The sequence below is a fragment of the Daejeonella sp. genome (genome assembly GCF_044232565.1).
Classification (GTDB): Bacteria; Bacteroidota; Bacteroidia; order Sphingobacteriales; family Sphingobacteriaceae; genus Daejeonella.
Genome location: NZ_JBIILQ010000175.1, coordinates 1 through 5,984 on the forward strand (window position 1 = coordinate 1; position 5,984 = coordinate 5,984).

At 34.3% G+C, this 5,984-nt stretch carries 3 protein-coding genes; all 3 read left to right on the forward strand.

Annotated features, from left to right (window positions below; translation table 11 throughout):
- The coding region (locus ACILQF_RS09695) for an MFS transporter (protein ID WP_395627211.1) at nt 1-622 on the forward strand (622 nt) is incomplete at its 5' end.
- 928 nt (nt 623-1,550) lie between these two features.
- Complete coding sequence (locus ACILQF_RS09700) at nt 1,551-4,568, forward strand: SusC/RagA family TonB-linked outer membrane protein (protein ID WP_395627212.1); 3,018 nt, start codon at nt 1,551-1,553, stop codon at nt 4,566-4,568.
- Between the two features lie 26 nt (nt 4,569-4,594).
- A partial coding sequence (locus tag ACILQF_RS09705) for a SusD/RagB family nutrient-binding outer membrane lipoprotein (RefSeq protein WP_395627213.1) occupies nt 4,595-5,984 on the forward strand: 1,390 nt, incomplete at its 3' end.

Below are 5,984 nucleotides of genomic sequence, written 5' to 3' on the forward strand. Positions count from 1 at the left end.
TCCGCAAACTTGGGCTTTTGTGACAGGTAAATTTCTTATAGACCCAATATTTTGGTTTTTTCTTTTTTGGTTACCTTCTTATTTTTCCTCAACCTTTAACCTCAACCTGAAAGTTATAAGTGTTGAACTTATGCTCATTTATGGTGCTACCACAATTGGTAGTATTGCTGGAGGATACTTTTCATCGCATCTTATTAATCGTGGTTGGGCTGTTTTAAAAGCAAGAAAAATGGTGCTTTTACTCTTTGCTCTGTTTGAATTAGTAATCATGATTGCAATTGCACAATTTGTAACTGAAAAATGGACTGCTGTAATTTTAATAAGTCTTGCGGTTGCTATACATCAAGCTTGGGCGACAAATATTTTTACGCTGGCTTCGGATATGTTTCCAAAAGAGGTTGTTAGCTCTGTAGTTGGGATTGGAGGCATGATGGGAGCAATAGGAGGGATTCTCTTTCCTATTCTTGTGGGTTATACATTAGACCTGTATAAATCTTCCAATAATCTAGCAGGTGGATACAATCTTATTTTTACAATTTGCGGACTAACCTATTTGCTTGCTTGGGTGATTATTCATTTTTTAACAAGAAAATCAAAGCGAGTGGTTTTGGTTAATAATTAATAGTGGAATTTCTTTATTGAAAATTTCAACCTGATTCTTGGTTTGCTTTTTATCTTGGCTACAGCACTTCAATGTAACGATTCTTATCCTTTCTTATGGATTCCCATCTATTTGATAGGGCATTCAATTCGTTTTTGGCATTTTGAGGTTCTTATTACCCAATAATTAGTCTTCTTTTTGTTGCACTGTTTTTTATGTCCAGTATTTAATTATTTTTCGATAATGATGGGGTCATGGACTGGATTTTTGAGCATCAGTCAGAGTATATCGCTGAATTATGAACGCATCTGCTCCATGGATTGAAGAAACCAGAGAGTTTTTGGGACTATTGATTTTAATAGTTTTAATGATAATCAAATATTTCAATCATTGGAAAAATTTGGTATTAAGAAATCAAATTTTTAGCATGATAAAACTAGCTTTTTTTTATTGATATATCCTTATTTAGTAATATTTAGGCACATCCATTTTTGGCTTAAAAAGCTATTTTATTTCATAGTTTATTAGAAATTCCATGCCATTCAAAATATATTTTGGTTAAATTCAAATTACATGGAATCTTATTTTTAGAAGTTAGTAAAACAAAGAATATTTTAGACCTCAATAGCTAACTTATTACAAAGTTTTTTGCCATTTATTGATTTTTACGCTTTTTTTCACCTTTTGAACTTGGCGTGATTTTTAATAATTATAAAAAAAATCTTAAATATATTTTCATATTAATTAAATATTGTAAATAACTGCCTGTTATACAATTAGTTAATTCTAAACTTTAATTTTAATTTATTGACTCGGGTTTATTTCATTAAAATTTAGGAATCTAAATAAATTAATTATTTTAGTATAGCTAATTGTTTTCAAATGCTATGTAGTATTTGCTTCAACTAGTTTTTTAATTTTATAACTTAATTTCATTAAAAAAAGAATTATGATGAGAAAATTTTACAAATTAGTCGTATTGCTTTTATTATGCCAAACCTATGTGTTTGCGCAGAATATTAGTGTTACCGGAAAGGTTACCGACACTGACAATTTGCCTTTACCTGCTGTAAGCATCAAGGTAAGTGGTACAACTCAGGGTACAAGTACTGACAATAATGGTAATTTTACCATTTCAGTACCATCAAATGCAAGTCTTGTATTTTCTTACATTGGCTTCACATCGCAAACTATTGCTCTTCAAGGTCGCACAACTTTGATTGTAAAGCTTGCAACAGATTCTAAAATGCTTGAAGGTGTAGTTGTTACTGCATTGGGTATCGAGCGTACTTCTAAAAGTTTAACTTACGCAACTACTAACATTTCTGCGGAAGATTTAAACCAAGTTAAAGGAGCTAACGTTTTAAACTCATTAGCTGGTAAGGCTGCTGGAGTATTCGTTACTCAAGGCGCTGGTGGTCCAGGTTCATCTCCAAGAATCGTTCTACGTGGTAACAAATCAATTGGTGGTTCAAACACTCCACTTTATGTAGTTGATGGTGTTCCTGTTGGTGGTTTTGCTGATTTCAACCCTGAAGACATCGAAAGTTTACAAATTCTTCAAGGTGCTTCTGCTGCTGCATTATACGGTAGTCAGGCTGCAAACGGTGTTATTTTGATTACTACTCGTAAGGGTAAATTAGGAACAACAACTGTTGATTTCGCATCAACTGCAACTTATGATAGTCCTTTTGTATTACCGGAACTTCAGACTACTTATGGTCAAGGTTTAGGTGGTGTAGCTAGAACAGGTGTAAATGATAGTTGGGGTCCCAAAATTACAAATGGAAGTGACTCACATATCAAAGATTTCTTTCAAACTGGTGAAAACTATTTAAACAGTTTGTCAATTAGCAGCGGAAATGAAGTTTCAAGAGTATATCTTTCATATGCAAACACCAATTCAAAAGCAATGATTCCTGGTTATAATTACGGAAGAAATAACGTAACATTAAGAGGAAGTTCAAAAGCGTTTAATAATAAGTTGACTCTTGATGGAGGTATTAACTTCATTGGTACTCAAACTAAAAATCAGAATGCTTCATCTTGGTATAATAGTCCAATGTTTGGTTTATACTTATTTCCAATGGGAGATAACATGGACAAATACAGCCCTAATGGTGGTGGTGTTTGGAATGCTACTCGTGGTTTCTATGTTCAAAATTGGCCATACGTTAAGAATGAGCATAGTTCAAATCAAAATCCTTATTGGATTATTAACAAAATCCAAAGTGATGATGTAAGAAACCGTACGAACATGAATGGTTCTGCTAAATTAGATCTTACTGATTGGTTAAATATTGCAGGTAGAACAACTTACAACACTTATTCTTTAGATAGCGATAACCGTCAAGGTGCATCTTCAGATCCTATTAATACTGGTGCAAATGGTGGTTACCAAAAATCAGTTACGAGAGGTTCTGAACTTTATACTGACGTCTTGTTAAGTGCAAACAAGGAATTGTCTGATGACATCAAAATTAATGCTGTAGTAGGTTTCAGTAATACAATTACTAAATCCAATGGTACTTACAACGGAACTAACGGTGCAAATACTTCACTTTACTATGCAGATTACTTCACTTTACAGGGATTAACTGGAAACTTTGTTTCTACTTCATCCATCACTAAGAGAATTGATCGTTCTGTATTTGGAACTGCATCAGTAGGTTTCAAAGAAACATTATTCTTAGATGTAACTGGAAGAAACGAATGGTCTTCAACTACTGAATCTCCATTCTTTTATCCTTCAGCTGGTTTAGCCTATATTTTAACGAATACATTAGGTTCTTCAGATGCTGTTTCTTTTGCAAAATTAAGAGCAACTTATGCTGAAGTGGGTAATGCTTTACCTTTCGGTTCAGCCGCTAGAAATTCTAATTATTCAGTTGGTCCAGATGAGAGTGTTGCTGGTAGAGGTACTTTACCTTTCTTCAGTGGTACTGATACTATCACTTTGAAGCCTGAGCGTTCTAAATCATATGAATTTGGAGCTGACTTAAGATTCTTAAAGGATAAATTGAACTTAAGTGTTACTTATTATAACGCTACTACAGAAGATCAGGTATTTACAATTACTGCTCCTACTGGTGCTGGTGCTTCAAGTTTCTTCATCAATGGTGGTACTATCCAAAACCAAGGTATTGAAGCTACTTTAAGCTACAATGCTTCTTTTGGAAATTTAAAGTGGACTCCATCTGTTAATTTCTCAAGAAACACAAACAGAATTAAAGAGTTAAGTAACCTATTAACTACAGACCGTTTTGTATTACAAAGTGGAAATAGATTAACAAACCTTTTCCTTCTTCGTCCAGGAAGTGCATTACTTCAAGGTCGTAAATATGGTGCTTACCATGATATTTTTGGTAAAACATACTTGTACGATGCAAACGGAAATCAACAGTTCAATGCAGTTACAGGACTTCCTTTATTGTCTACAACTGATGATCAGTATATTGGTAATGCTAATCCTGATTTCTTGTTAAACTTAAATAACAACTTTACTTACAAGAACTTCAATTTCTCTTTCTTAGTTGATGGTCGTTTTGGTGGTTTAGTTTCTTCTTCTACTGAGCAGTGGTTGGATTACAAAGGTTTATCAAAAAGAAGTGGTGAGGCACGTGATGCAGGTGGTGTAAATGTAAATGGTAAATTAATTAACCCTGAACTTTACTACGGTTATGTATCAGCAAAAGCTGATTTTGGTGCTGCTGGAAAGGAATATACTTATAGCTCAACAAACATTCGTTTAAGAGAGCTTGCAATAGGTTATACTTTACCTAAGTTTAGCAATACCATTAAAAACGTTAATCTTTCTCTAGTAGGCAGAAATGTATTATTCTTGTACAAAAAAGCACCATTTGATCCTGAATTAGCTTTAGGTACTGGAAATTCAAACCAAGGTTTTGAGTCATTCCAGATTCCATCAGCAACTTCAATTGGTTTAACATTAAGAGCTGGATTTTAATATAAACTTTATATAAAAATATGAATATGAAATATTTCAATAAAAACAATTACAAACTTTTGTGTCTAGGTTTGTTGGCATTAGCAGCCCCGTCTTGTACTAAAGACTTTGAAGGACTAAATGTCAATACAGGAAACATCTCTGATGCTGATCTTGCAAAAGATGGTGCAGAAGCAGCTTTCTTGCTTCCTATCATGATGAACAACATCGTAGCAACAGGTACTGGTCATCAAACACAACAGAATCTTCAGTCAGAATCGTACGCGAACTATCTTGAAGCACCAAGTAACTTTATTGGTAATGTAAATCCAACTACCTATGTAACAAGAGGTATTTGGGCTAACTCTTACAACGTTTCTACCAACAACGTAATGAACAATTGGTTGACTATGTCTAAAAAAGGATTTGATAAAAAATATCCTGATTTATACGCAATCGCTTTAATTATGAAGGCTGCTGCTGGTCAGCGTTTGGTTGATACTTTTGGTCCTTATCCATATACTAAATATGGTAATACTGCAGAACCTAAGTTTGATTCTCCAGCTGAGGCTTATGATGCAATCTTTGTTGATCTTGACAATGCTGTAAAAGCATTATTAGCTGCAGAACTTGCTGATAAAAATGCTGATATGGCTCGTTTCGCTAAATGGGATAGATCAAGCTTTAAAGGTGAATATACTAAATGGATTAAATTAGCAAACACAATTAGATTACGTATGGCTATGCGTATTTCAGTTGTTAGCGCAACTAAAGGTAAAGCTGAAGCTGAAAAAGCTGTTTTAGCTGCTAATGGTGGTGTATTAGATGTTACTTCTGGTTCATTTACTGTTTCTCCTTCAAGTGGTATCAATCCTTACTTTACTTACACTAATGCTTGGTCTGATACGCGTGTTTCTGCTGCAGTAATTACTTATTTGCAAGGTTATGGAGATGGTCGTTTATCAGTTTACGCTTTACCAGCTACTGATCCTGCTGTTGCAGGTACCTACAGAGGTATTCGTCCAGGTGTTGATAGACCAACTAAATCTATTTATGAGAATTACTCTAAATACAATGTTGGAGAAACTGCTTTCATTAAAGTTGTTGATGTTGCTGAAAGCTACTTCTTAAGAGCTGAAGGTATTCTTCGTGGATGGAACATGGGTACTGGTACTGTTAAAGAATGGTATGAATCTGGTATTAAAACTTCATTCTCAGCTACTGGTGCTGCTGGTGCTGATGCTTACTTAGAAAGTACTAGCAAGCAATTAGCTTACGTTGATCCAAAGCGTCCAAATAATGAGTATGACAGTCCTGCTTTAACTCAAAACGTAGTTAAATGGGATGAAGCTGCTGATTTTGAAACTAAGCTAGAGAAAATCATTACTCAAAAGTGGATTTCTATTTTCCCTGAAGGTACTGAGGCTTGGGCTGAGT

Bases quoted from the DNA above. Each gene is read 5' to 3' on its own strand.
- ACILQF_RS09700 (WP_395627212.1), top strand. From the start codon at position 1,551: ATGATGAGAAAATTTTACAAATTAGTCGTATTGCTTTTATTATGCCAA.